Here is a 22,864-nt window from a genome sequence, read left to right as displayed (position 1 = left end):
TATGAGTTTCGGGGTGTAGCGTAGCCCGGTATCGCGCCTGCTTTGGGAGCAGGAGGTCGTAGGTTCGAATCCTGCCACCCCGACAATTAAGTATCCAGGTCCTGTAGCTCAACTGGATAGAGCAACTGCCTTCTAAGCAGTAGGTTTCAGGTTCGAGTCCTGACAGGATCACAAAGCGGAATTACGTTCCGCTTTTTAGTTTATACGATTTCCGATTCCGTAGCTCAGCTGGTAGAGCAATACACTTTTAATGTATGGGTCCTGGGTTCGAGCCCCAGCGGGATCACCAAAAGCAGTCTTTTTAGGCTGCTTTTTTTGTTTCCAAAAATTAAAGAAGTCGAATTTTAAAAGGGTTGGGATAATTAAAAATTAAGCGGATCCAAATGTTTGAAATGTCCGTTAAGTTTAATTTTTTCCTTAGCGCTTTCGGCTGCTTTAAAAGCGGGTATCATTCGCTTGAAATACTTGATTAGATAGTCCAAACGTTCAATTTCCGTGGGAAGTAGCATAAGCTCTAACTCTTCCTCTAATTTCAAGCCTACCTTGTGCGAAAAGCTAAAAGAGTTTACTAGCATTGGCTCTATCTCTACAGGGTGATTCAGGAGAAATAGCATTTCTTTCAGATAGAAAGCGTACTCCTTCTGTTTCTGCTCGTGCGTACTAAAATCTAGCGGGATAAACTCTACTTCACCGCCGGCATACAGCTTTCCAGGAGCAGGATTGTCAAATGACTTGATCTGAAAAAACTTTTTACCTCGCGTCTTTATATCTAGTCGACCATCTTCGTAGCGATGATACACTTCTTCTAAACTTACCTCAGTTCCATAGCCTGTGAGTTTATCTGTAAAAACACAAACCCCGAAAGTAGTCCCCAAGGTCTCCACATCAGCGAGCATTTGTTGATACCTTGGCTCAAAAATATGGAGGTTTAGCGCCTCGTCTGGAAACGCCACAAGTTTCAATGGAAATAATGGGAGATACATAACTGCTTTTGATTAAGTAACCCAAAAAATCCGATTAGGTTATTGATGAAAGAAAAAAGTGAGAACGCTAAACTTCACAACCTGCGCTCATTCATTCTTTTGAGGTATAAAAAAATAGTCTCCTTAAAAAAGGAGACTATTATCATATATTTTCTGATCCATGAGGATCTAGATTTTTACTTATTGGCAATGAATGTAAGCAGGTCAATTACTTTATTTGAATACCCCCACTCATTGTCATACCATGCCACTACTTTCACAAAAGTATCACTCAACTGGATTCCTGCTCCCGCATCAAAAATAGATGTTCTTGGATCTCCTAGGAAGTCATTTGACACGACAGCGTCTTCAGTATATCCTAAAACTCCTTTCATTGTAGTCTCTGAAGCTTCTTTCATTTTGGCACAGATCTCTTCATAAGATGCACCTTTCTTTAACCTCACTGTCAAATCAACGACAGAAACGTCAGGAGTAGGCACTCTGAAAGCCATACCAGTAAGTTTACCATTCAATTCTGGAATCACTTTTCCTACCGCCTTAGCAGCACCTGTAGAAGATGGAATGATGTTTTGACCAGCACCACGTCCACCTCTCCAATCCTTGGCAGATGGGCCGTCCACCGTTTTTTGAGTGGCTGTGGTGGCATGTACCGTAGTCATTAGACCTTCTTCGATTCCGAAGTTATCATTTAATACTTTAGCAATTGGAGCCAAGCAATTCGTTGTACAAGATGCGTTTGATACGAACACCATGTCAGAGGTATATTTATCTTCATTCACGCCCATAACAAACATTGGTGTGTCGTCCTTAGAAGGAGCAGACATGATTACCTTTTTTGCGCCAGCATCTATATGTGCCTGCGCTGTAGCTGCTGTAAGGAAAATACCAGTAGACTCGATTACATAATCAGCTCCTACTTCACCCCACTTCAGATCTGCAGGATTTCTTTCTGATGTCACCCGGATTGAATTACCATTCACCACAAGGTTTCCGTCTACAACATCCACTGAACCTTTGAAGGTACCGTGAGTGGAGTCATACTTCAGCATATACGCCATGTAGTCCACATCGATCAAGTCATTGATCGCCACAACTTGAATATCTGATCTCTCCTGCGCTACTCTGAAGGCGAGACGACCGATTCTACCGAATCCATTAATTCCAACTTTAATCTTGCTCATAATTTTATTGATTATTTAGATAGGTTTGATTCCCAAAAAACTTGCTTCCGACGATCCCATAAAGGTCTAAAATCCCTGAAGCAGGGCTAAGTTATTACAAATATTTGGCTAGCCCAAACTCTCCTAATTCTGGGATCCACTTCCTTATAAAATAAGACAATTAGGAGCTGATCAAAAATGAATTCTTAAATTACCCTACGTCAAATTATAAAGCATGTTTGTAAACGCAATCCAACAGGTGTCTGGTTATGTCCGAGCCATTCACTCAATTTCAAGAAATTTTGGACAACCCAAGATTACCCCAGGAGCTGCCACCCTCTTTTTTGTGAACGACGAAGGCTGCGCCATCACTTGCAAACATGTGGCACAATGGATCACCTCTGCAAACACGATCAATCAGAAGTATGATGCATTCCTGAAAAAAAGCCAATCTGTGGCGGGAGGATCTAGAGCTGATATTGCCAAAAAGCTTGGGCTCAGTCCCGATAAAACAGCCGAAATGAGAATTACTTTTGTTGATTGTGTGGACCAAATCAAGAATTTAAAATTCCACATTCACCCTCAGCTGGACCTAGCCATTATTAAATTCGAGGGGTTCAATAAACTTCACCATCAAGGATCTGCCACTTTCATCCAGGATGAAAAAAGTATTCAGCCCGGCTTGATGGCGTGTAGACTTGGATTTCCTTTTCCAGAGTTTTCTAATTTCAAACTCAACCCGCAAACCCAAACCCTTAACTGGACCAAGGAAGGAAATCCAAGGTCACCTAGATTTCCAATAGAAGGTATGATCACCCGATTTATCGGTGACAAGCAGGGGAAAATATCAGGAATAGAAATGAGTACCCCTGGCCTACGCGGACAGAGTGGTGGGCCACTGTTTGATAGTGAAGGCCGAATTATCGGCATGCAAAGCCGAACCAAGCATCTTCATCTGGGATTTGATATCGAAGAAAAAACGATTGTGGCCCACGGTAAAACCAAGAAAATTAATGATTACGCCTTTATCCACCTGGGCGAATGCATCCATGTCTCGGTGATCAAAGACTTTTTGCGCCAGCATAATGTCAAATTTAAAGAGGGTTAAAAAAAAGCCGAGATTGATCAATCTCGGCTTCATCTTGATTATAGAATTTCTAAAATCCCATTAAGGGTTTCACTCGGCCGCATGGCCTTGGATGTCATTTCGGGATCTGGCCGAAAGTAGCCTCCAATGTCTTGATGTTCACCTTGAGCATTGTTTAGTTCAGAAACAATTTGGTCTTCATTCTCTGCGAGGGATTTTGCCAAATCAGCAAATTTAGCCCTTAAAGAAGGCTCCTCATTCTGCGCGACCAATGCCTCAGCCCAATAAAGCGCTAAGTAAAAGTGGCTTCCTCTATTATCTAACTTACCCACGACTCTAGCCGGAGATTTATCATTTTCGAGCCATTTTCCAGTAGCTGAATCCAAAGTCTTGCCCAAGAGCAAAGCTCCAGAATTTTCATAAACTCGGCCCAGATGCTCGAGAGATACCGCAAGAGCTAGAAATTCACCCAAAGAATCCCATCTCAAATGTCCTTCATTTACAAATTGCTCAACGTGCTTTGGAGCAGAACCACCCGCACCCGTTTCGAACAGACCTCCACCATTCATCAGGGGAACTATAGAAAGCATTTTTGCACTAGTACCCACTTCCAGAATAGGAAACAAATCAGTGAGGTAATCACGTAGCACATTTCCGGTTACAGAAATAGTATCCAGACCAGCTTTGATTCGTACTAGCGAAAACTCAGTTGCCTCCAGTGGAGACATGATATGGATTTCGAGTCCTGAAGTATCGTGACCTTGGAGATACGTATTGACCTTCTTGATCAATTCCCTGTCATGGGCTCGCTGTGGATCCAACCAGAAAACTGCTGGTGTATTGGATAGCCTTGCTCTGGTTACCGCTAGCTTCACCCAGTCTTGGATTGGCGCATCTTTAGTCTGGCACATTCTCCAAATATCTCCCTGCTCCACTTCGTGAGAAATCACAACCTGTCCATTGGCATCTATCACATCCACTCTTCCTGCAAAAGGAATCTCAAAGGTTTTGTCATGGGAGCCATATTCTTCAGCCTTTTGAGCCATTAGTCCAACGTTTGGAACTGTACCCATTGTAGTTGGATCAAAGGCGCCATTCTTTTTACAAAAGTCAATGGTCGCTTGATAAATCCCCGCATAGGATCGGTCAGGGATCACCGCAAGGGCGTCCTGTGCCTTACCTGCTTTGTTCCACATCTTCCCTGAAGTACGGATCATGGCTGGCATAGAAGCGTCGATAATTACATCACTTGGTACATGAAGATTGGTGATGCCTCGATCTGAATTCACCATCGCTAGGTCTGGCCCATCTGTATAGCAAGCATCAATATCAGCCATGATCTCAGCTTTTTTAGCCTCCGGCAAAGCTTCAATACTTGACAATAAATCTCCAAAACCATTATTCACATCTACACCCACGGACTCCAAGGTCTCAGCGTGCTTCGCAAAAACTGGCTCAAAAAACACCTTCACAGCATGGCCAAAAATAATAGGGTCAGAAACCTTCATCATAGTGGCTTTCAGGTGAATGGAAAATAGTACTCCTGCCTCTTTGGCTTCAGCTTTCGCCTTTTTTAAAAAATTTTTAAGAGACGCTACGCTCAATGTCGCCGCATCAATGACCTCACTCTCCTGAAGCTTCAAACCTGACTTCAGAACCTTTCTTTCCCCGCCTTTTCCAATCAACTCAATGGAAACTGTAGTAGCATTTGGAACGAGGTAAGATTTTTCACTTCCATAAAAATCCCCTTCAGTCATACTAGCCACATTGGATCTGGAATCTGACTTCCATTCTCCCATGGAGTGGGGATGTTTTTTTGCATAGGCCTTCACCGCTAAAGGAGCCCTCCTATCCGAGTTCCCTTCTCTCAAAACCGGGTTTACCGCCGACCCTTTGATTTTATCGTACCGTGCCTGAATTGCCTTCTCCTCATCTGATTTTGGTTCGTCTGGATAATTTGGAAGTGCGAAGCCTTTGGATTGTAGTTCTTTAATTGCAGCCTTTAATTGAGGAATAGAAGCTGAAATATTTGGCAGCTTCACGATATTAGCCTCTGGAGTTTTGGCGATTTCACCGAGCTCGGCAAGTGCATCATCAACTCGCTGATCCTCCTTCAAAAATTCCGGAAAATTGGCCAAAATACGACCCGAAAGAGAAATATCTCTGGTTTCTACCTCCACTCCGGCTACTTTAGTGAAAGCCTTTACGATAGGCAATAAGGAATAGGTAGCGAGTGCTGGAGCCTCGTCTGTAAGGGTATAAAGAATCTTTGGTGATTTGGTACTCATTATATTATTTGGATTAAAAAGAAGAGTCAATTAAAGCTATTTGATATGCGATTAGCAGGTATCAAGATGCACTTGAGATTAAAACCGAGGTTAAAATTCGCGGCTAAAATACATAAAATATTGGCGGGTCAAATGTGAAAAGTGGATTTAAGGTTAATCTAGGCCAAAGTGATCCGCATCTTTCCAAGCCGGAAATTTCTTGCGGTAGTCTTCCAAACTTTGCCGGTCAAGTTTGATAATCGAAATTTTCTCTTGGTTACCGAGCTGAGCTAAAGTCTTGCCCTTAAAATCGAATGCGGCACTTCCACCGCAGTATTCAATGTTGTTTCCGTCTACCCCTACTCTATTTACACCAATGCTGTAGCTCAAATTTTCAATTGCTCTAGCCGGCAATAATGCATCCCATGCTGAACTTCTTGCAGCCGGCCAGGACGCGATATAGAAAACCAAGTCATAGGCTGCCTCCTCCTTTTCCCAAGTATTCCTAGAAAAGACCGGAAAGCGAAGGTCATAGCAAATCTGCGGAAAAATTCTCCAGCCCTTCAATTCAAAAATTTTAAAATCAAAACCTGGGGAATAAACTTCATCTTCCCCGCTAAACCGGAAAAGGTGCCTTTTGTCGTAATGTTGAATTTTTCCTCCAGGGCTGGCCCATAGGAGTCGATTGAAAAATTTACCCTCTTCCTTGATAATTACGCTGCCCGTAATTACCGCATTGGTTTGAGCAGCCATTTGTTTCATCCACTTCGTTGCATGAAGATTCATCGGCTCTGCAAGCTTTTCGGCAGACATGCTGAAGCCCGTGGTAAACATTTCAGGCAAAATTATTAGATCCACCGCCTGATCAATTGTCCAGATTTTCTCTTCCAAGTTGGCTAAGTTGGCGGTTTGATTCTCCCAAGCCAGATCGGTTTGTACCAACGCGATGGATAACTCGCGACTGACCATTATCTCGTAGGGTAGATCATACGATAATCCGTATCGACTTTACCCTTACTTACGTCAATTAGCTTTGACTTGAGGAGTCTTTTTTTCAGGCCTTTGAGATAATCTACGAAAAGAATTCCTTCCAAATGATCGTATTCGTGCTGGATAACTCGAGCTGTCATCCCAGAAAATTCCTCTTCTCTAAGTACCCAGTTTTCATCAAAATACTCAATGGTCAGAGTCTCGGGGCGGGTAATTTCCGCACGAACTTCTGGAATGCTCAGACATCCTTCTTCAAAGCTATAATTGTCCCCATATTCATCCAAAATGATCGGATTGATAAAGGCTCGACGGATACCTTTCTCCTCATCCTCCTCATCCAGCATCAATGAACTATCGATGACAAATAGCCGGATTCCCTTATTAATTTGGGGGGCAGCCAAGCCCACACCAGAGGCATGATCCATGGTAGCAAACATATCGCTGATGAGTGACTCTAGGCCAGCTCCTTCTTCAATTTCCTCGGCTTCCTTTTTCAAAATGGGATTGCCGTAGGCAACTATTGGATAAATCATTGTCTTTCTAAATATGATTGCAGAATAATCGCGGCACTGACCTTGTCCAGATTCCCTGCTTTTTCTTGTCTATCTTTCTTTTTACTTCCCATGGCAATCATGCTTTGCATAGCCATCCTTGAAGTAAATCGCTCGTCTTCGAGCTCAATTTTTAATTGGGGAAATAGCTTCGATAACCTATCCTTCAGTGATATTACTTTCTGAGTCATTTCATTGAAAGTGCCATCAAGCTTAGTCGGATATCCTAAAACAATCGCCTCAACATCTTCCTTTTGGAGATATTTTTTCAAGTAGTTAACCAAGGAATCTGTAGGAATAGTTTCCAATGGGTTAGCCAAAATTTTGAGTGGATCTGTCACCGCCAACCCGGTTCGCTTTGTGCCAAGATCAATTGCCAAGATTCGTCCCATTAGTTGGTCCCGATCTTTTTGCGAATCAAACGAATAGCCTCACGCTCGAGTTGTACCGCTTTTGGGAAAAGTAACTGATCTTCAATCTGCGCATGGACGGTGAGCTCTCGCTCAAAGTTTTCTAGCTCATGATAGAGTACTTTCATGGTCAATGGTGCATTCTCAGGCAATTGGTAATCCATGGTCAACTTTCGGATACCCTCCATTTCGTCATCGTGAATTTCATGCTCATCAGCCAAGCTTGCGATGGGGTCCTTTTCCAAAATCACTAAGGCATCAGCCAGAGAATACTGATCTTCTTCCACATCCTGAAGCATTTCTATTCGCTTGAAAAGGCGATTTTCCTCCTCATGAATGTGGTGAATGAAATCCTCCACAAACAAGGGGAACATAATCCGTAAATCTGCCATCAGTCCGACATATTCCATTTCCGGTGTAATCCCTGCGATTAAATTGGAAAGAAATGGAAGCTCTTGCCGCACGAAGTAGTAATGCTTTTGCTTTAGATAAGCCACCAAAACTTCAATTGGATTGAGGTATAACTCTTCGGAAGTCGGTTCCTTTCTGGAAGCCCATTCTTCTAATTCGGCTACCAATTGGTCAGGATGGACTTTATGTTTTTCACAAACTTTTGAAAGGGTATCAGTAGAGTATTGGTAGAAACTAATCCCGAAATAATGCAAAACGGACGCAAAAACGTAGTTTTCAGAAACCAGTTCTGAAACAGTCGCTTCATTAATGTTTTTGCCCTGCTGCATCCTGCAAAATTAAGTTTTTTAACATAAAAACGGGGATTATTTCAGTCATATTCTGTACCATACGTATAAACAATTGTTAACTTTATCAAATGACTCGTTTGATCTAAGACTTTTTGTTCTAAAATGAGTTAGTAAATCAGGATTTAAACTTTACACACGTGAGTAATACATCAAACAGTAAATCTCAAATTCGTATTCCTATCATTCTTGCATTGGGCATCTCAGCCGGCATATGGATAGGGGCGACATTTGCAGAGCCAGACAATAGCCAGAACGATCTTAGAGCAGCACTCTTCAAGATGCAGGAGATCATGACTTATATCAATCGTGATTATGTGGATAGCGTGGATAGTGGAGAACTAGTGGAATATGGCATTACTAAAATGCTCGAAAATCTAGATCCTCACTCAAGCTACATTCCTCCTCAGGATGCCGAGTTAGCACAGTCTCAGCTCGATGGAGAGTTTGATGGGATTGGTGTTGAGTTTGGAATAATTAGGGACACTATTTATGTGGTAGCTCCTTTAACTGGCGGGCCTTCAGAAGCACTTGGTATTCAGTCTGGTGATCAAATCATCAATGTGGATGGGGAAAAGGTTGCCGGTGTTGGCGTAACCAATAGAGATGTTTTTGACAAATTGAGAGGTCCAAAAGGGTCAGTGGTAAAGGTAGATATCAAGCGAAAGAACAAGCCTGATTTGATTACATATGATATAACCCGTGACAAAATCCCGCAGTATAGTATCAATGCCACATATATGCTCGATGACGAAATCGGGTATATCAAAGTTACTCGATTTGCAGCGAACACCTATGAGGAGTTCAAGCAATCTCTTACTGATTTGAAAGCCAAGGGCATGAAAAAGCTCATCATTGATCTACAGGGTAATCCTGGTGGATATATGGGAGCAGCAATCAATATGGCAGATGAGCTTCTCGGAGACCGTTCGCTGATTGTATCTCAAGAAGGTAAAGTCGAGCAATACAGTCAAAAAGCCTATGCGTTCAGACCAGGACTTTTTGAAGAAGGATCGGTGATCGTACTAGTCAATGAAGGCTCTGCATCTGCATCTGAGATTTTGGCTGGAGCTATCCAAGACAATGATCGTGGTCTGATTGTTGGTCGTCGCTCATTTGGTAAAGGCTTGGTGCAGCTTCCCATAGACTTGTCGGACGGTGCTGAGTTAAGATTAACTATCGCTCGATATTACACACCTTCTGGCAGATCTATTCAAAAGCCTTATGGTAGTGATGCTCAGGCTTATGAGCGAGATTGGCTCGAGCGCTACGAGCATGGCGAGTTTTTCTCTGCGGACAGTATCAAGTTTAATGATAGCCTGAAGTATGAAACTAAAAAAGGCCGAACCGTCTATGGAGGCGGTGGTATTATGCCGGATTACTTTGTAGCGCTAGACACCACAAATAGTAGCGCGTATGTTTCACGACTCTTTAACTCAGATTCATCGCGAGAGTACATCCTTGATTTTGTAACTGAAAACAAAGACAAGTTTGCCACGATGAGCATGAATGATTACTACGAGGATTATACAGTCAGCGACGCTATGCTTCAAGATCTGGTGAAAGTAGGAGAAAAGAATAAGGTGGAATTTGATGCGAAAGATTTTAACGCTTCGAAAGAATACTTGAGAATCTTGATGAAGGCTCACCTAGGACGTCAGCTTTATGATGATAGTGCTTTCTACAAAGTCATCAATGATATCAATGAGGTCTATCTCCAAGCAGTCAATCTTTTTGACGAAGCCAGCAGAATCGCAATGGCCGATGACTTGAGAGATGAATAGTATTTCTTAAACGTATAGAAAGGCAGTCCTAGGGACTGCCTTTTTTTATGACCTTACTTCAAGGGGGATTTATCCATCATTATTTCCTAATTTGGATGAATTAACCTATCAAAACCAAATGAAAAAGATCTTCTCAATTCTCGTTTTCACCCTATTTCAAAGCACCCTTATAGCTCAGGTAAAGGTCAATCATATCGCCGTCCACGTCAGTGATCTGGATGCAAGCATGGATTTTTACGCTCAGATTGTGAGACTTCAAGAAATCGAAGAACCCTTCAAAGATGGACTGCATGCCTGGTATGACATTGGAAGTGGTGCGGCATTGCACTTGATCGAAAGCCAAAATACGCCAACCTCTCACTCTAAGGTCAACCATCTCTGCTTTAGCTTGGAAGACATGGACGCTTTTATCGAAACGCTCAAAGAAACGAGCTATCCCTTCGAAAGCTGGGAAGGTGAAAAAGGTAAAATCACCAATCGTGTGGATGGGGTGAGACAAATCTACATTCAAGATCCAGACGGCTATTGGCTGGAAATAAACGATGCCTACTAAAAAAAATGCTCGATTTTCATCGAGCATTTTTTTGTTTAGTCTTCATAGATTTTCGTGGGCCAGCTGTCATTACCCAGATTTACATCCGGTAAAATCTTATCCGGATCAATGACCACTTTGGTTACTCTCTTGTCAGTTTTGATCATGTGATTCCAGACGTTGCCACGCTGCCAGATTTCCACAGGCACCATCTGGCTCTCCATGCTACCATCATCAAAAGTAATCTCCAGTAAAACTGGCATAGGAATCTCACCCTCATTTTGCAGTACCACCACATAATTACCCGCATAAGGCGCTACAGTAGAAATACCCAGATCGATATTACCCGTACCATAAAACCAACCCTGCCAAAACCAGGATAAGTTCTCTCCAGCTACATTTTCCATAATATTGAAGAAATCGTCTGGAGTGGGGTGCTTGAAAGCCCAAGTGTTAATATAGGACTTAAAGGCATGATCAAATCGCTCATGGCCTAAGATATATTCGCGAAGCATCAAGAGTCCCATTGCTGGCTTATTGTAAGCGATCATTCCCAAATTTGAAAGATTTGAGACATCAGGATAAGTATCAATGCCCTCTCTTCTTTCATTGGTAAACCAATTCAAATAGCGGCGGGTCTGATTAAGTGTAGAAGGATATTCTCCGTTATTGAAAGCATTGGAGCTGTAATGATTGATAAAGGTGTTGAAACCTTCGTCCATCCAGGCATACCGTCTTTCATTAGTTCCCACAATCATAGGAAACCAATTATGCCCAAATTCGTGATCAGTCACTCCCCAAAGCCCTGCACCTTTTGAGCGATAGCTACAGAAATTCAAGCCTGGATACTCCATACCACCAATATCTGCAGCGACATTAGTCGCAGTGGCATACGGAAACTCGTACCACATCTCAGAGTAGTGTTCGATAGAGGCCTTACTATATTCTGTAGAGCGAGTCCAAGCTTCCTGTCCGTCACTTTCTTTTGGATAAACAGATTGTGCCAAAATAGTCTTTCCTGAAGGCAAATTGATTTTGGCTGCATCCCAGATAAAGGCATCAGAAGAAGAAAATGCGACATCCCTTGTGTTTTGGATTTTGAAGTGCCAAGTCACTGTCCCATCTTGCTTTGGCCGAGTTAACTCCGTGTTTTTGATTTCGTCTGGACCGACCAAATAGACGGTTTCATCGGAGTTCATCGCTTTTTGGTAGCGATTATAAACTTCCGCACTCAGGACTTCCTTTGGGTTCATCAACTCACCAGAGCCAACAACAATATGGTCATAGGGCACTGTGATTTTATAGTCGAAATCTCCATACTCGAGATAAAACTCTCCAGCTCCCAAATATGGCTCGATATTCCAGCCTTCGACATCGTCAAATACGGCCACTTTAGGATACCACTGAGCCATAGCGTAGATGTAGCCATCTTCTACTTTTAGTTTGCCCATACGATCCATACCATCGGTTGGGATTTTGTAAGTGAAATCCATAGAAACCGTCGCGGTTCCTCCTCGCGCTGAAAGTGGCTCTGCAAACCAAACCTGCATCCGAGTATCACTGATAATGTGCTCAGATGAGGTCGCACCCTTTTTGCCAACTTTAGCAAAAATATTGGTGAGTTCGTAACCTCCATCGGTATCACCATTGTAGCGATTACCCTGAATTGGAGTGGTAAGTGTACCTCTTGAGCTTTCTGTGAAGCGATTTTGCTCGAGCAAAATCCATACAAAATCTAGCGCCTCAGGGCTATTATTGGTGTAGGAAATCGAAATGGTCCCAGTCAAGGTATGAGCTTCATCATCCAAGGTCGCCTCGATGACATAATCTGCCGCATTCTGCCAATACCCTTCACCTGGCTTTCCTGATGCAGCGCGGTAGAAATTACCAGAGCGATCTCTGAATTCACCGAATTTTTTCTGGTTGGTCTCTGAGACTTCTTGGGCAATACTACTTTGCATAGCAAGCCCAACTAAACATAAGCCTAAAGCGGCTTTTATCAATCTATTCATGCGTTATCAAAATTTTTAAAGCCTGAAATTAAGGCATTATTAATTAGCTAGTAAGCCAGAGATGTAATTCCTTTCTGGATTTAACATCTTTTCTAATCCAGAATAACTTGCGGAGACTCTTTTTTTGCCACTTCTTTGCCCTCTGAAAATTTAACCAATGAAACTAGCCTTTCTTTTACTGACCAATTTGGTGGCCAATTTCAGCATCCAAGTATCTCAAGACACCAGTTCTACTGAGCTCAATGAGGTCATTATTCAAGAAAATCGTATCCAACTTCCTTTTTCCAAGCAAAGTCGAAATATCACGATAGTAGATCGCCTAGACCTAGAAACAACACCTGCGCGAAGCCTCCAAGAAGTACTAGCCTTTGTGCCGGGAGTAGATGTCAGGCAGCGTGGAGTGAGCGGAGTACAAGCGGATGTAGGAATCCGAGGAGGCTCTTTTGAGCAGACTTTGATGCTCCTTAACGGGATAAAACTTAGTGATCCTCAGACTGGGCATCACATGATGAATATCCCGGTACCGCTTCTGGAAATCGAACGGGTCGAAGTATTGAAAGGACCAGCATCGCGGATATTTGGACAAAATGCATACGCTGGAGCTGTAAACGTAATCACAGCCCTGTCCTCCGAAAGAAGTCTCCGCCTTCAAGGCTATGCAGGTGACTTCGGGATGAAAGGAATCAGTTTTGCAGGCTCCTTGCCCGCAGGAAAATACAAGCAAAATATGGCTATTTCCTATGATGACTCAAATGGGCACCAGTACAACTCCGACTATCAGATCAGCAATCTTTTCTATGAAGGAGGGTTAGATCTCAATGATAAAAATAGCCTCCGTGGAATGATCTCTTATGCAGACAGGACATTTGGAGCAAATAATTTTTATACGAGTTCCTTTCCTGATCAATGGGAAAGTATCCAAACGACTCTCTCCTCTTTAAGTCACACCTTTGATGGAGCTAGCTTTTATTTAAATACTCGTGCGTACTGGAGACGAAATGTGGATGAGTTTAGATTGAGGAGGAATGAACCAGAATTTTTCCAAAATAATCATACCTCGGACGTCTTTGCCTTGGAGGCAAATGGCAATTTCAAAAGCAGAATTGGGACTACAGGTTTTGGACTGGAAGCCAGAGAAGAGCGACTAGACAGCAATAACCTAGGCGAAAGAGATCGGACTCTTTACGGAGTATTTCTAGAACAATTCTTTCCTCTTGGGGAAAAATGGGACTTGCGTGCTGGCGTGTATTCCAATTACTACTCTGAATATGGTTGGAAACATTTCCCAGGAGGAGAATTAGGTTTTCAGGCTAGTGAAAACCTAAGGTTCTACTCTGGATACGGGGTAAGCTTTCGCATACCCACCTACACGGACTTGTATTATATCGGACCTACAAATATTGGAAATGAAAACCTTGTGCCTGAGGAAGCTCAAAACTTTGAAATTGGCGCCAAATGGTCTAAAGGTGGCTTTAACGGGGAGTTGGTTTATTTTCAACGGGACACTGACAATCTGATCGAATGGACCCGCCCTGATGAAGACACACCATGGCAACCGCAGAATTTCAATGAAGTCGGCTTTAGTGGAATTGAGGCATCCCTAAACTATCGAATAAACCCTGAGAGCAGTTTCCTTCATCTCCGAGAATTGATGGTTTCTTACAACTATATCGACGCCACACTTCAAGAAGAAGAAGGTGTGGAAACCAGATATTCATTAACTGCGCTAAAAAATCAATTCATAGCAGGTGCATTGGTGGGAATTGGTAAAAAACTCGAATGGAACACCAAAGTCCGATATATTGAGCGAATGGGACAAGAGCCGTACTTCCTACTCGATATGCGTGTCGATTATAATCGTACCGGAAAATTTGGACTCTTTGCGGAGGCTTCCAATATTACCAATACAGATTACATCGAGGCCGGTACTGTCCAAATGCCGAGAAGATGGTTTAAAGCAGGCTTTTTGATCAATTTAAATTAGAACTTAGCTCCCTACTTAGCCCCAAATGAGAGGTGATAAAGTATTGAATTAAAAAAATGAAAACCAATTGAAAAATTATTCGATTCAAAATCAATGACTTGAAATAAGAGTTCAAAAAATTAATCGGATTCTTTTGCACCGAAAAAAATTCAAATTACATTTGCATTCCCTTTTGAAAGAATCGGGAAGTAATTCTTGGGAGTTTAGCTCAGTTGGTTCAGAGCATCTGCCTTACAAGCAGAGGGTCGGGGGTTCGAATCCCTCAACTCCCACTAAAAGCCTCAGAGAAATCTGAGGCTTTTTTTATGTCATGCTTTTTTTACATACTATCCTCCAAGCAGATCGACAAATACTATCTTGGTCATACGTGCGAGGACTTAACTTCTCGAATCCAAAAGCACCTCACTAACCATAAAGGCTTTACGGCCAAAACAAAGGATTGGAAATTGGTTTATTTTGAAGAATATCCAACTAAGTCTGAGGCTTACCAAAGAGAACGCCATGTCAAATCCTGGAAAAGCAAAAAGAAAATCATCGAATTAATTCAGAATAAAATCTAGCTCAGTTGGTTCAGAGCATCCCGATTACATCGGGAGGGTCGGGGGTTCGAATCCCTCAACTCCCACATTCAAGCCTCAGATTTTTCTGGGGCTTTTTTGTTTTTTGAATCAATCGATTTAAAAAAAAAGGTCCCAACGAATGTTGAGACCTCTTTGCCTTATAGGCTAAAATCAAATATCAAACTTAATCCCTTGCGCCAGCGGCAACTCTGAGGAATAATTGATGGTATTGGTCTGCCGGCGCATGTAAGCTTTCCAGGCATCAGAGCCTGACTCTCTTCCTCCACCAGTTTCTTTTTCTCCACCAAAAGCTCCTCCTATCTCAGCACCGGAGGTACCAATATTAACATTAGCGATACCGCAGTCAGATCCTGCCACTGAAAGGAAGGCTTCTGCCTCTCGCATATTCGTAGTCATGATGGCGGAGGATAAGCCCTGTGGAACACCATTTTGAAGGGTAATGGCCTCTTCCAGAGTTTTATATCGAATCAAATAAAGAATTGGTGCAAAAGTCTCATGCTGAACGATCTCATAGTGATTTTCCGCTTCATAAATACATGGCTTCACGTAGCATCCAGATTCATAGCCCGCACCAGACAAAACTCCTCCAGGCACAATAACTTTTGCTCCTTCGGCTTCAGCTTTTTGGATTGCCTCCTGATACATCTTTACCGCATCTTGGTCAATCACCGGACCTACATGATTTTTTTCATCCAAAGGATTTCCAATGACGAGTTTTGAGTAAGCCGAGGCCAGTCTCTTGGAAACCTCGTCAAACACATCCTCGTGAATAATTAATCGACGTGTACTGGTACATCTTTGTCCAGCAGTACCCACAGCTCCGAAAAGAGCGCCACGAATCGCCATATCCAAATCTGCTTGAGGAGTGATGATGATGGCATTGTTTCCTCCAAGTTCGAGCAATGAACGCCCAAGTCTTGCTCCCACAGCCTGACCTACCAATTTGCCCATTCGAGTGGAACCAGTAGCAGAAACCAAAGGCACTCTAGGGTCATGAGAAAGCATTTCCCCTACCTTATAATCGCCTACGATCAAAGATGAAATTCCTTCCGGCATATTATGCTTTTTGAAAATCTCAGCAACAATATGCTGGCAAGCAATTCCAGATAGCGGAGCTTTTTCCGAAGGTTTCCACACGCATACATCGCCACAAACCCAAGCCAAAGCTGTATTCCAAGACCAAACGGCCACGGGGAAGTTAAAAGCTGAAATAATCCCAACTATCCCCAAGGCATGCCACTGCTCATACATTCGGTGTCCAGGACGCTCGGAGTGCATCGTCAGGCCATAAAGCTGCCTCGAAAGGCCAACTGCAAAATCACAGATATCAATCATCTCCTGCACCTCGCCAAGCCCTTCCTGATAAGACTTGCCCATTTCATAGGAAACAAGCTTACCCAAATCTGCTTTCACCTCTCGAAGTGCGTTACCGATTTCTCGAACAATTTCTCCACGGTGCGGAGCTGGAACTTTTCTCCAAGTTTCAAAGGCAATTTGAGCTTGTGAAATAATCTGTTCGTACGCCTCTTGATTAGTGGTCTGAACCTTTCCGATGAGTTTTCCATCCGCAGGTGAAAAAGATGAAATAAAATCTTCCTTGGAGTCTATCCAAGTAGACCCTGTAGATGAACCTAAATTAGTTTCGTTGATACCAAGCCGCTTTAATGAGGCCTGAATCCCGTATTGATCAGTCATAGTATTTTGGGAATTGAATGAATGTCTAAAGCTAAAAAATTTAGATGGAGGCAGGGAAATAAATGTTAAATATTCAACAGCTCTCGAACAGGTCTTTCCACCAAATTTGGATTACTAGCTTCCGAGAATCGCAAAAGGTGATTAATTCGCCGTGGTTTTAGATTCTTTGGGTTTCACCCATCTAGAAATAAATACAGCTGGATTATACTTATTGTATTTGGTTTTGAATTTTTCAGAGGGTGTGATTTTGTAAATCAGGTTGATCCGAAAATTACCAGTATTGATAGCCTGATCAAAAGATTCGTTGGGTACCAAATTCAGATTTTTCCAGACATAATTGGCATTCAAGGCAAAGCGCTCTCCGTTATATCCAAAAAAGCCTCGAAGGAAATACGTAGGCACCACACCCCAGCGCTTAAACTTTTCCACGTTTTGCCAATCCGAAAAACCCAAACTCAAATTAGCTGAGGCCACAGCGGTGAAGAAAAAACCTTTGCCAAATACTAAACTAGACGCCAAACCGGCATTTGGGCCAAACTGGAAATAATTTGCTTGTGAGAAATTCAGGTTGGCGACATTTTCTTCAACAGGAAGAAAAAGCGAATCTCCTTTCATAAAGCCTCCATAAGTTTCAAAACCAACAAAAGGCGAGAAACCAGATTTTTTTTGAATTGAGGATTGATTGTAGGCAGCGCTGAGAGAAATACGCTCTCCTCGAAATAGATAATTGGCATTGACACCTAAAAGCATCAAGCGAATATCTTCTCGCAGATACCTCTCATCGGTACTTTGCAAAAAAGATGGATCAACCGTGTATCCTCTATAGAACTGACCAAATAAGTCTATAATCCATCTTCTGGGATAAATATGGGACTGTAAGTCCAAGAACCCAGGCCAATCTTTGATTCGATCAGGATTAAGAAAGGCCACCGGAAAGGCCAAGTTCAACGTGAATTTCTGATAGGTAAAACCAAGCCCTAGATTTAATCCAGAATTAGGTTCAAAGCGGTAAATTCTATCATTTGGGCCATTGCGAACAATGAAATCCGTGTATTTTCGGGACATGTACATCCGGATGTTCATTTTTTCCGGGTGATTTTCGATATACGAAGTGTCAATTTTCCAATCATCCTTCCCCACATCTTGAGAATAACCCAATAATGGAATAGCTAAGATCGCAATGAAAAGAAAGGCCTTTCGGAGACACATTTTACAGACTTGAAAGTATAAGTCACGAATTACCCTTAAATCTAGATCAAAAAAAAGCCTCGGAGGTGTGTTGTTCATTTATGTCAAATTAATAATTAATTTTTCTCTAATTTCATGATAAGAATATTTCTCCTTTACAGACTTCATCCCTTTTTATTTTGAACCCATTAGTTTCTATCATCTGTCCTTGCTATAACCAAGCCCAATATTTGGAAGAAACCATTGAGTCTGCACTCAAATCCACCTATCGGCCCATTGAAATCATGATTATCAATGACGGATCTACTGATAATAGTATGGAGGTCGCCAAAAAATTATCTGAAAAATATCAGGAGATCACAGTAATAGATCAGTCCAATCGAGGTGTATGTTCGGCCAGAAATAATGGAATTAGAAATTCAAATGGCAGCTACATTCTATGCTTGGATAGTGATGACCTGATTTCTGATAATTATATAGCTGAGGCGATTATGGTTCTTGAGAATCAACCCGAAGTAAAAGTGGTCTACTGCGAAGCAGTAAAATTTAACGAACAAGGTCAAAAAGCTTGGAGGCTAAAACCATTCAGTCGAAACCTCTTGGCTCGAGACAATATGATCTATGTTTCGGCTATTTTCCGAAGGAGCGACTGGGAAAGAACAGGAGGCTTCTCAGAGGACATGCTTTTGGGTAGAGCCGATTGGGATTTCTGGATTAAGATGTTAAAAGATGGAGGAGAAGTAATTAGACTTCCATTCATAGGATTTTACTATCGATTGACAGGAAAAAATAGCATGAGAAAGCGAACCAACTCATCAGAAACAAAAAGGAAAAGAATCGCATATCTCAATGAAAAATACCCTGACTTTTTTGAACGAGAATTGAATGGTCCATTACGTTTCCAGCGCACTTGGTCTAAACCTTATAATACACTTTTGAAATTACTCGGGAAGCTTTGATCAAATCTTATCGAGACCCTTCCAGTATTTCAAAAAGTAATACTTGAACGGATTCTTATACTTCAATTGCTTCCATGGGCGACTCCCATGAGGTCTGTGCCATACGGGTGAATTCATTAGAACTGTGTTTTGAAAACCAAGCTCAATTGCCTTCTTGGAAATAAAGGTATCGTACCAATCCTTTGCTTCATCCAAGCCAGTAAAATCAAATGCGTTCAAAAAATCAGTGCTAAATAATGTGCAGCAGAAACTCAAGCTTCGTTGAGTAGGAATCACAGGCTCCTTTCGGCCTTTAAATTTCAGGTAAGGAAAGTTCACCACCCCTTGTTCATCCACAGTCACTGAGCCGGTCAGACCAGTCTTGGTTTTCCCTACATCAAAAGAGAGTAACTCCTCAATTGTAGTTGGTTTGACTACTACATCAGACTCGATCACTAAAAGTGGGACTGCCAATTCCAATGCCTTTTTCTGCGCTAGCTGTAAAACCAACTTATAGTTGGGTGAAGGATGATCTGTAATATCCTCGAGATGAATGAGCTCGTACCCTATTGCATTTTTATTTTTTTCAAGCGCCTCCTTAGACTCGGGACTTGAAAAATCATTGAAAATGATATGCCGATTCGAAACGCTAGATGCGGCAATTGCTCTGGCCGTATCTAAGGTGGTATCGATGGAGTTTTTCACCGGGGTAATCACCAAAACTTGTGCATCCATTTTCTGAAAATTTGATATAAAAGTAGCAGTATAAGCGTTTCAAAAAAAATAGCCCCGAAGGGCTATTAGTTAAGCTAAGGCCACAAGAGCCTTTTTGATTCTTTCTAGAGCTTCTTTTAAGTCTTCGTCTGAAGCTGCATAAGATAATCTTACGCAATTTGGAGCCCCAAAAGCAGTACCCGTTACTAAGGAAACATGCGCTTCTTCTAGCAAATAAATACAGAGATCATCTGCATTTTGGACCGTCTTTCCTTTGGCAGACTTGCCAAAAAAGGCTGTCACATCTGGGAAAAAGTAAAATGCTCCTTCTGGCACATGAGTTTTGATACCTGGGATATCTCTAAGCAAATCTAACACGAGGCCCCTTCTTCTGAGATAGGCCTCCGTCATTTTTTCAGAATCATCAAGCGGACCAGTAATTCCGGCAAAGGCTGCACGTTGTGCAATGCCCGTATTTCCTGAAGTAAATTGACCTTGCATTTTTTCGCAGGCTTTGGCTATTTCGAGAGGAGCACATATGTACCCTACTCTCCAGCCCGTCATAGCAAATCCTTTTGAGAAGCCATTTACTGTCACGGTGCGCTCAAACATACCTGGGAATGACGCGATGCTATGATTACCTCCCGCAAAGTTGATCAATTCGTAAATCTCATCCGCCACCACGATCACTCCATCATGCTTTTTGATCACGTCAGCAATAGCCTCAAGTTCTGATTTACTGAAAACTGAGCCTGTAGGATTACAGGGTGAAGAATAAATAACTGCTTTGGTCTTATCCGTGATGGCTGCCTCTAGTTGCTCTGCAGAAGCCTTAAAATTATTCTCGAGATTTCCTTCAATCAATACTGGAACTCCACCAGCTAATTTGATAATTTCAGCATAGCTAACCCAGTAAGGAGAGAATATCACCACCTCATCTCCTTCATTGAGTAGACACATAAAAGTGTTAGCAATGGAATGCTTCGCACCAGTTGATACCACTATATTTTCGGCCTTGGCATCTGAAATAGAATTTTGATCCCTCAGTTTTTTGGCGATGGCCTCACGAAGATCCTGATATCCCGCAACGGGTGGATATGAAAAGTATTTCCCACTATCTATCGCCTCTTTGGCAGCTTCCTGGATAAATTTTGGTGTTTTGAAGTCGGGCTCTCCCAAGCTCAAGCTGATAATATCAACTCCGCTTGATTTAAGCTCGCGTGCTTTTTTTGCCATAGCCAGCGTGGCTGACTCCTCCATGTTAATTATCCGATCTGATAGAATAGAATTCATTATATGCTTGATTTTTTTACAAATTTCTCAAAAATAGAGAGAAGATTTTTAAATCTAAACAATCTCTCAGATTTGATTGTGAATTGTTATTTTTGAGTAAAATAGCTCGATCAATATTTCGTTAGTTTCTTAAATGCGTCCTCTTTTTTTCAGTTTGGTGTTTTCTTTACTGATTTCTTTTTCGGCTATGGCCCAAAAAGAGAAAGGTGAAGACAAAAAGACAAGTGATCCGGATTCCGTAGGAACGGTAAACTCCGCTCTGCTACCCACCACTATGCCGCTCCTACTTTTCGATGAAGAAAAAGAAAAAGAGGAGAAAAAAGAGAAAAAGAAAAAGGCTAGAAAAAACATCTGGTTTGGCGTAAAAACGCGAAAAGGAGTAATCCAATCTGAATTTAGAGGACAAGACATTGTGGAGCTTTTCAACTTCACGGACGCAGAAATCACACCCGATCCCTACATCCGTGATATCTATTGGTTTGATCCAGGAGAAAAGGAAATCAAAACCTCTGGATACTCCAAAGAAGAAGGATATCTACTCCATGGCCCTTACGAAAGACAGCTCAATGAAGTAGTGGTGGAAAGTGGAATGTTCTATTATGGCACCAAACACAAAACCTGGATGCTTTACGATGCTAAGAACGTCTTGCAAGACAAAGATCACTTTTCCGAAGGTTGGCCTAGAGAATCTCGTATCACTTATTACGAGCAATCTTCACAGACTATTGAGCAGATCATTCCAGTTCAGTTTGGGCTGGAGGAAGGGAATTATTTTTACTTCTATGAAAATCGCCAGGTAGCAGTCACAGGAGAATACCAGTACGGCGAAAAAGTGGGACTCTGGACGGAATATTGGAATACCGGCAATACCAAAGCCATCAGAAAGCGGGAGATTCAATATCAGGAAGAGGCCTATACAAAAAATTTCCGGCCTTACATCCGAGCGGAATGGGATAAGGACGGAAATTTGATTTATCGGAAAGACAGTTGATTAGTTTTCTCTAAACTTGAATTGCTGGCCTCCGACGGATGCTTCATACATCAAGCCGCCAATTGTCCGAGTAAAGACCGCTACGCCATCTACATATTTTGCATTAGCCGAAACTCCAGAAGCAGCTGCTACAGCCGACACTTGGGCTGACATTTCAACCTTATTTTCCTTAAATCGATCAAAGGCTTCTTTGTCCTCGAAGAAGACTACTTCGCTATATTTTTGACCGCCCGCCTGGAAGCCAATAGTTACCTGAGTCATTCTGGCAAAGCCAATCATAGTCCCCTTTTCGTAAGCTACCCCATTACCAGAGGCCCCTCCTACTCCAAGACCACCTTTTCCCACATTGGGAAGAATGACGTAACCATATGCCGAATTGAAAAACGAAGACATGGTCGGATCATCCTCCAAAAAAGCTGCTTTGGCATCCTTGGCATCCTCAATGATGCGCTCATCCTTTTTATCACTTTGGCCAAGGGCTACTGTGACCACCATAATCAGAGCGATAGCTGAGAAAATTATTTTTTTCATAATAATTGGTTTAGTAGAAAGCATCTTCAAAATGCTTGAAATTTATTTTGCCAGACCGGTCTTTGTATACGCCGACAATATCAAAGCGAATATCCTTTTTCCAATCTATTACATAAATATAATGTTCTGCGGCTTTAATGAGTAATCGCTTCTTCGTGTAATCCACAAACTCCTCAGCATAGCCAAAGCCCGTACCAGAGCGAAATTTGACTTCCACAAAAACCAAAATCTGATTATGCTCCATTATCAAGTCGACTTCGGCATGGCTATGTCTATAATTTTGAGCTTTTAACTCGTAGCCGTTTTGAATCAACCACTCGGCTGCCAATTCTTCAGCTCGCTTTCCTTGATCATTATGCTCTGCCATAGCTATATTCCTTAAATTTGCAGGCAATGAACCCTCATCATCAATTTA

21 protein-coding genes and 5 tRNA genes are annotated in these 22,864 nt (G+C 42.1%); 12 read left to right on the top strand and 14 right to left on the bottom strand.

Features of this window, described 5'->3' with window-relative positions:
* The first annotated feature begins 9 nt into the window (after positions 1-9).
* The 3 genes from ACFOSV_RS17400 to ACFOSV_RS17390 all read left to right on the top strand — a co-directional run bounded on the left by ACFOSV_RS17400 (position 10) and on the right by ACFOSV_RS17390 (position 289).
* A tRNA-Pro gene (locus ACFOSV_RS17400) sits at positions 10-83 on the top strand.
* Between the two features lie 14 nt (positions 84-97).
* A tRNA-Arg gene (locus tag ACFOSV_RS17395) sits at positions 98-171 on the top strand.
* A gap of 42 nt (positions 172-213) precedes the next feature.
* Positions 214-289, top strand: a tRNA-Lys gene (locus tag ACFOSV_RS17390).
* Between the two features lie 73 nt (positions 290-362).
* Here ACFOSV_RS17390 and ACFOSV_RS17385 read toward each other — a convergent pair.
* Positions 363-983, bottom strand: a complete 621-nt coding sequence (locus ACFOSV_RS17385) for an LON peptidase substrate-binding domain-containing protein (RefSeq protein ID WP_377907351.1) — start codon at positions 981-983, stop codon at positions 363-365.
* A gap of 176 nt (positions 984-1,159) precedes the next feature.
* Positions 1,160-2,164 (bottom strand): type I glyceraldehyde-3-phosphate dehydrogenase, encoded by a 1,005-nt coding sequence (gap, locus tag ACFOSV_RS17380; RefSeq protein WP_377907350.1) that lies wholly within the window; start codon positions 2,162-2,164, stop codon positions 1,160-1,162.
* A 214-nt stretch (positions 2,165-2,378) separates the two neighbouring features.
* Between gap and ACFOSV_RS17375 the strand changes: the two genes are divergently transcribed.
* A complete protein-coding gene (locus ACFOSV_RS17375) occupies positions 2,379-3,251 on the top strand; it encodes a S1 family peptidase (RefSeq protein WP_377907349.1) in 873 nt (290 codons plus the stop codon).
* Positions 3,252-3,289: 38 nt separating this feature from the next.
* Here ACFOSV_RS17375 and ACFOSV_RS17370 read toward each other — a convergent pair whose 3' ends face one another.
* The 5 genes from ACFOSV_RS17370 to ACFOSV_RS17350 form a co-directional block, all read right to left on the bottom strand.
* Positions 3,290-5,518 carry an NADP-dependent isocitrate dehydrogenase gene (locus ACFOSV_RS17370; protein ID WP_377907348.1) on the bottom strand — a complete coding sequence of 743 codons (2,229 nt, stop codon included), beginning with the start codon at positions 5,516-5,518 and terminating at the stop codon, positions 3,290-3,292.
* Positions 5,519-5,671: 153 nt separating this feature from the next.
* The gene (locus ACFOSV_RS17365; RefSeq protein ID WP_377907347.1) at positions 5,672-6,466 is read right to left on the bottom strand and encodes an amidohydrolase; all 795 of its coding nucleotides are present in this window, start codon (positions 6,464-6,466) and stop codon (positions 5,672-5,674) included.
* Positions 6,466-7,020 carry a peptide deformylase gene (gene def, locus ACFOSV_RS17360; protein ID WP_377907345.1) on the bottom strand — a complete coding sequence of 185 codons (555 nt, stop codon included), beginning with the start codon at positions 7,018-7,020 and terminating at the stop codon, positions 6,466-6,468. Before def ends, ACFOSV_RS17365 begins: the two co-directional genes overlap by 1 nt.
* Entirely contained in the window at positions 7,017-7,430 is a 414-nt protein-coding gene (ruvX, locus tag ACFOSV_RS17355) for a Holliday junction resolvase RuvX (RefSeq protein WP_377907344.1), read from the bottom strand. The genes def and ruvX overlap by 4 nt, the downstream gene beginning before the upstream one ends.
* A complete protein-coding gene (locus tag ACFOSV_RS17350; protein WP_377907343.1) occupies positions 7,430-8,188 on the bottom strand; it encodes a hemerythrin HHE cation-binding protein in 759 nt (252 codons plus the stop codon). The genes ruvX and ACFOSV_RS17350 overlap by 1 nt, the downstream gene beginning before the upstream one ends.
* 158 nt (positions 8,189-8,346) lie before the next feature.
* Here ACFOSV_RS17350 and ACFOSV_RS17345 point away from each other — a divergent pair, with 158 nt between their 5' ends.
* Both ACFOSV_RS17345 and ACFOSV_RS17340 read left to right on the top strand, forming a co-directional pair.
* A complete protein-coding gene (locus tag ACFOSV_RS17345) occupies positions 8,347-9,990 on the top strand; it encodes a S41 family peptidase (RefSeq protein ID WP_377907342.1) in 1,644 nt (547 codons plus the stop codon).
* Between the two features lie 118 nt (positions 9,991-10,108).
* Positions 10,109-10,543 carry a VOC family protein gene (locus tag ACFOSV_RS17340; RefSeq protein WP_377907341.1) on the top strand — a complete coding sequence of 145 codons (435 nt, stop codon included), beginning with the start codon at positions 10,109-10,111 and terminating at the stop codon, positions 10,541-10,543.
* Positions 10,544-10,578: 35 nt separating this feature from the next.
* Here ACFOSV_RS17340 and ACFOSV_RS17335 read toward each other — a convergent pair whose 3' ends face one another.
* Positions 10,579-12,534 carry a M1 family metallopeptidase gene (locus tag ACFOSV_RS17335; protein ID WP_377907340.1) on the bottom strand — a complete coding sequence of 652 codons (1,956 nt, stop codon included), beginning with the start codon at positions 12,532-12,534 and terminating at the stop codon, positions 10,579-10,581.
* A 157-nt stretch (positions 12,535-12,691) separates the two neighbouring features.
* Between ACFOSV_RS17335 and ACFOSV_RS17330 the strand changes: the two genes are divergently transcribed.
* The 4 genes from ACFOSV_RS17330 to ACFOSV_RS17315 all read left to right on the top strand — a co-directional run bounded on the left by ACFOSV_RS17330 (position 12,692) and on the right by ACFOSV_RS17315 (position 15,136).
* The gene (locus ACFOSV_RS17330; RefSeq protein ID WP_377907339.1) at positions 12,692-14,518 is read left to right on the top strand and encodes a TonB-dependent receptor plug domain-containing protein; all 1,827 of its coding nucleotides are present in this window, start codon (positions 12,692-12,694) and stop codon (positions 14,516-14,518) included.
* Between the two features lie 197 nt (positions 14,519-14,715).
* Positions 14,716-14,790 (top strand) — tRNA-Val (locus ACFOSV_RS17325).
* 33 nt (positions 14,791-14,823) lie between these two features.
* Positions 14,824-15,078, top strand: coding sequence for a GIY-YIG nuclease family protein (locus ACFOSV_RS17320; RefSeq protein ID WP_377907338.1), 255 nt, complete (start codon positions 14,824-14,826; stop codon positions 15,076-15,078).
* Positions 15,077-15,136, top strand: a tRNA-Val gene (locus tag ACFOSV_RS17315). Before ACFOSV_RS17320 ends, ACFOSV_RS17315 begins: the two co-directional genes overlap by 2 nt.
* A gap of 113 nt (positions 15,137-15,249) precedes the next feature.
* Here the strand turns inward: ACFOSV_RS17315 and amaB are convergent.
* Positions 15,250-16,794 carry an L-piperidine-6-carboxylate dehydrogenase gene (gene amaB, locus ACFOSV_RS17310; RefSeq protein ID WP_377907337.1) on the bottom strand — a complete coding sequence of 515 codons (1,545 nt, stop codon included), beginning with the start codon at positions 16,792-16,794 and terminating at the stop codon, positions 15,250-15,252.
* Positions 16,795-16,935: 141 nt separating this feature from the next.
* Positions 16,936-18,081, bottom strand: a complete 1,146-nt coding sequence (locus ACFOSV_RS17305; RefSeq protein WP_377907336.1) for a DUF4421 domain-containing protein — start codon at positions 18,079-18,081, stop codon at positions 16,936-16,938.
* Between the two features lie 80 nt (positions 18,082-18,161).
* On the opposite strand from ACFOSV_RS17305, the gene ACFOSV_RS17300 reads away from it, so the two are divergent.
* The gene (locus ACFOSV_RS17300) at positions 18,162-18,941 is read left to right on the top strand and encodes a glycosyltransferase family 2 protein (protein ID WP_377907335.1); all 780 of its coding nucleotides are present in this window, start codon (positions 18,162-18,164) and stop codon (positions 18,939-18,941) included.
* On the opposite strand, the gene ACFOSV_RS17295 is transcribed toward ACFOSV_RS17300, so the two are convergent.
* Positions 18,942-19,655 (bottom strand): glycosyltransferase family 2 protein, encoded by a 714-nt coding sequence (locus ACFOSV_RS17295; RefSeq protein ID WP_377907334.1) that lies wholly within the window; start codon positions 19,653-19,655, stop codon positions 18,942-18,944. It lies immediately after the preceding gene.
* A 69-nt stretch (positions 19,656-19,724) separates the two neighbouring features.
* Positions 19,725-20,927: a pyridoxal phosphate-dependent aminotransferase gene (locus ACFOSV_RS17290; RefSeq protein ID WP_377907333.1), complete on the bottom strand. Its 1,203-nt coding sequence runs from the start codon at positions 20,925-20,927 to the stop codon at positions 19,725-19,727.
* A gap of 133 nt (positions 20,928-21,060) precedes the next feature.
* Between ACFOSV_RS17290 and ACFOSV_RS17285 the strand changes: the two genes are divergently transcribed.
* Positions 21,061-21,918, top strand: a complete 858-nt coding sequence (locus tag ACFOSV_RS17285) for a toxin-antitoxin system YwqK family antitoxin (RefSeq protein ID WP_377907332.1) — start codon at positions 21,061-21,063, stop codon at positions 21,916-21,918.
* Here ACFOSV_RS17285 and ACFOSV_RS17280 read toward each other — a convergent pair whose 3' ends face one another.
* Positions 21,919-22,449 carry a lipid-binding SYLF domain-containing protein gene (locus ACFOSV_RS17280; RefSeq protein ID WP_377907331.1) on the bottom strand — a complete coding sequence of 177 codons (531 nt, stop codon included), beginning with the start codon at positions 22,447-22,449 and terminating at the stop codon, positions 21,919-21,921.
* 10 nt (positions 22,450-22,459) lie between these two features.
* Complete coding sequence (locus tag ACFOSV_RS17275) at positions 22,460-22,816, bottom strand: YraN family protein (protein ID WP_377907330.1); 357 nt, start codon at positions 22,814-22,816, stop codon at positions 22,460-22,462.
* Positions 22,817-22,864: the final 48 nt, after the last annotated feature.

It is taken from the genome of Algoriphagus namhaensis, assembly GCF_042649705.1.
Lineage (GTDB): Bacteria > Bacteroidota > Bacteroidia > Cytophagales > Cyclobacteriaceae > Algoriphagus > Algoriphagus namhaensis.
Note: the sequence above shows the minus strand (reverse complement) of the source record. Positions and strands in the feature narration are given on the sequence as shown.

Coding starts and splice junctions, on each gene's coding strand:
- ACFOSV_RS17385 (WP_377907351.1), bottom strand. CDS start 983: ATGTATCTCCCATTATTTCCATTGAAACTTGTGGCGTTTCCAGACGAG.
- gap (WP_377907350.1), bottom strand. CDS start 2,164: ATGAGCAAGATTAAAGTTGGAATTAATGGATTCGGTAGAATCGGTCGT.
- ACFOSV_RS17375 (WP_377907349.1), top strand. CDS start 2,379: ATGTTTGTAAACGCAATCCAACAGGTGTCTGGTTATGTCCGAGCCATT.
- ACFOSV_RS17370 (WP_377907348.1), bottom strand. CDS start 5,518: ATGAGTACCAAATCACCAAAGATTCTTTATACCCTTACAGACGAGGCT.
- ACFOSV_RS17365 (WP_377907347.1), bottom strand. CDS start 6,466: ATGGTCAGTCGCGAGTTATCCATCGCGTTGGTACAAACCGATCTGGCT.
- def (WP_377907345.1), bottom strand. CDS start 7,020: ATGATTTATCCAATAGTTGCCTACGGCAATCCCATTTTGAAAAAGGAA.
- ruvX (WP_377907344.1), bottom strand. CDS start 7,430: ATGGGACGAATCTTGGCAATTGATCTTGGCACAAAGCGAACCGGGTTG.
- ACFOSV_RS17350 (WP_377907343.1), bottom strand. CDS start 8,188: ATGCAGCAGGGCAAAAACATTAATGAAGCGACTGTTTCAGAACTGGTT.
- ACFOSV_RS17340 (WP_377907341.1), top strand. CDS start 10,109: ATGAAAAAGATCTTCTCAATTCTCGTTTTCACCCTATTTCAAAGCACC.
- ACFOSV_RS17335 (WP_377907340.1), bottom strand. CDS start 12,534: ATGAATAGATTGATAAAAGCCGCTTTAGGCTTATGTTTAGTTGGGCTT.
- ACFOSV_RS17330 (WP_377907339.1), top strand. CDS start 12,692: ATGAAACTAGCCTTTCTTTTACTGACCAATTTGGTGGCCAATTTCAGC.
- ACFOSV_RS17320 (WP_377907338.1), top strand. CDS start 14,824: ATGTCATGCTTTTTTTACATACTATCCTCCAAGCAGATCGACAAATAC.
- amaB (WP_377907337.1), bottom strand. CDS start 16,794: ATGACTGATCAATACGGGATTCAGGCCTCATTAAAGCGGCTTGGTATC.
- ACFOSV_RS17305 (WP_377907336.1), bottom strand. CDS start 18,081: ATGAACAACACACCTCCGAGGCTTTTTTTTGATCTAGATTTAAGGGTA.
- ACFOSV_RS17295 (WP_377907334.1), bottom strand. CDS start 19,655: ATGGATGCACAAGTTTTGGTGATTACCCCGGTGAAAAACTCCATCGAT.
- ACFOSV_RS17290 (WP_377907333.1), bottom strand. CDS start 20,927: ATGAATTCTATTCTATCAGATCGGATAATTAACATGGAGGAGTCAGCC.
- ACFOSV_RS17285 (WP_377907332.1), top strand. CDS start 21,061: ATGCGTCCTCTTTTTTTCAGTTTGGTGTTTTCTTTACTGATTTCTTTT.
- ACFOSV_RS17280 (WP_377907331.1), bottom strand. CDS start 22,449: ATGAAAAAAATAATTTTCTCAGCTATCGCTCTGATTATGGTGGTCACA.
- ACFOSV_RS17275 (WP_377907330.1), bottom strand. CDS start 22,816: ATGGCAGAGCATAATGATCAAGGAAAGCGAGCTGAAGAATTGGCAGCC.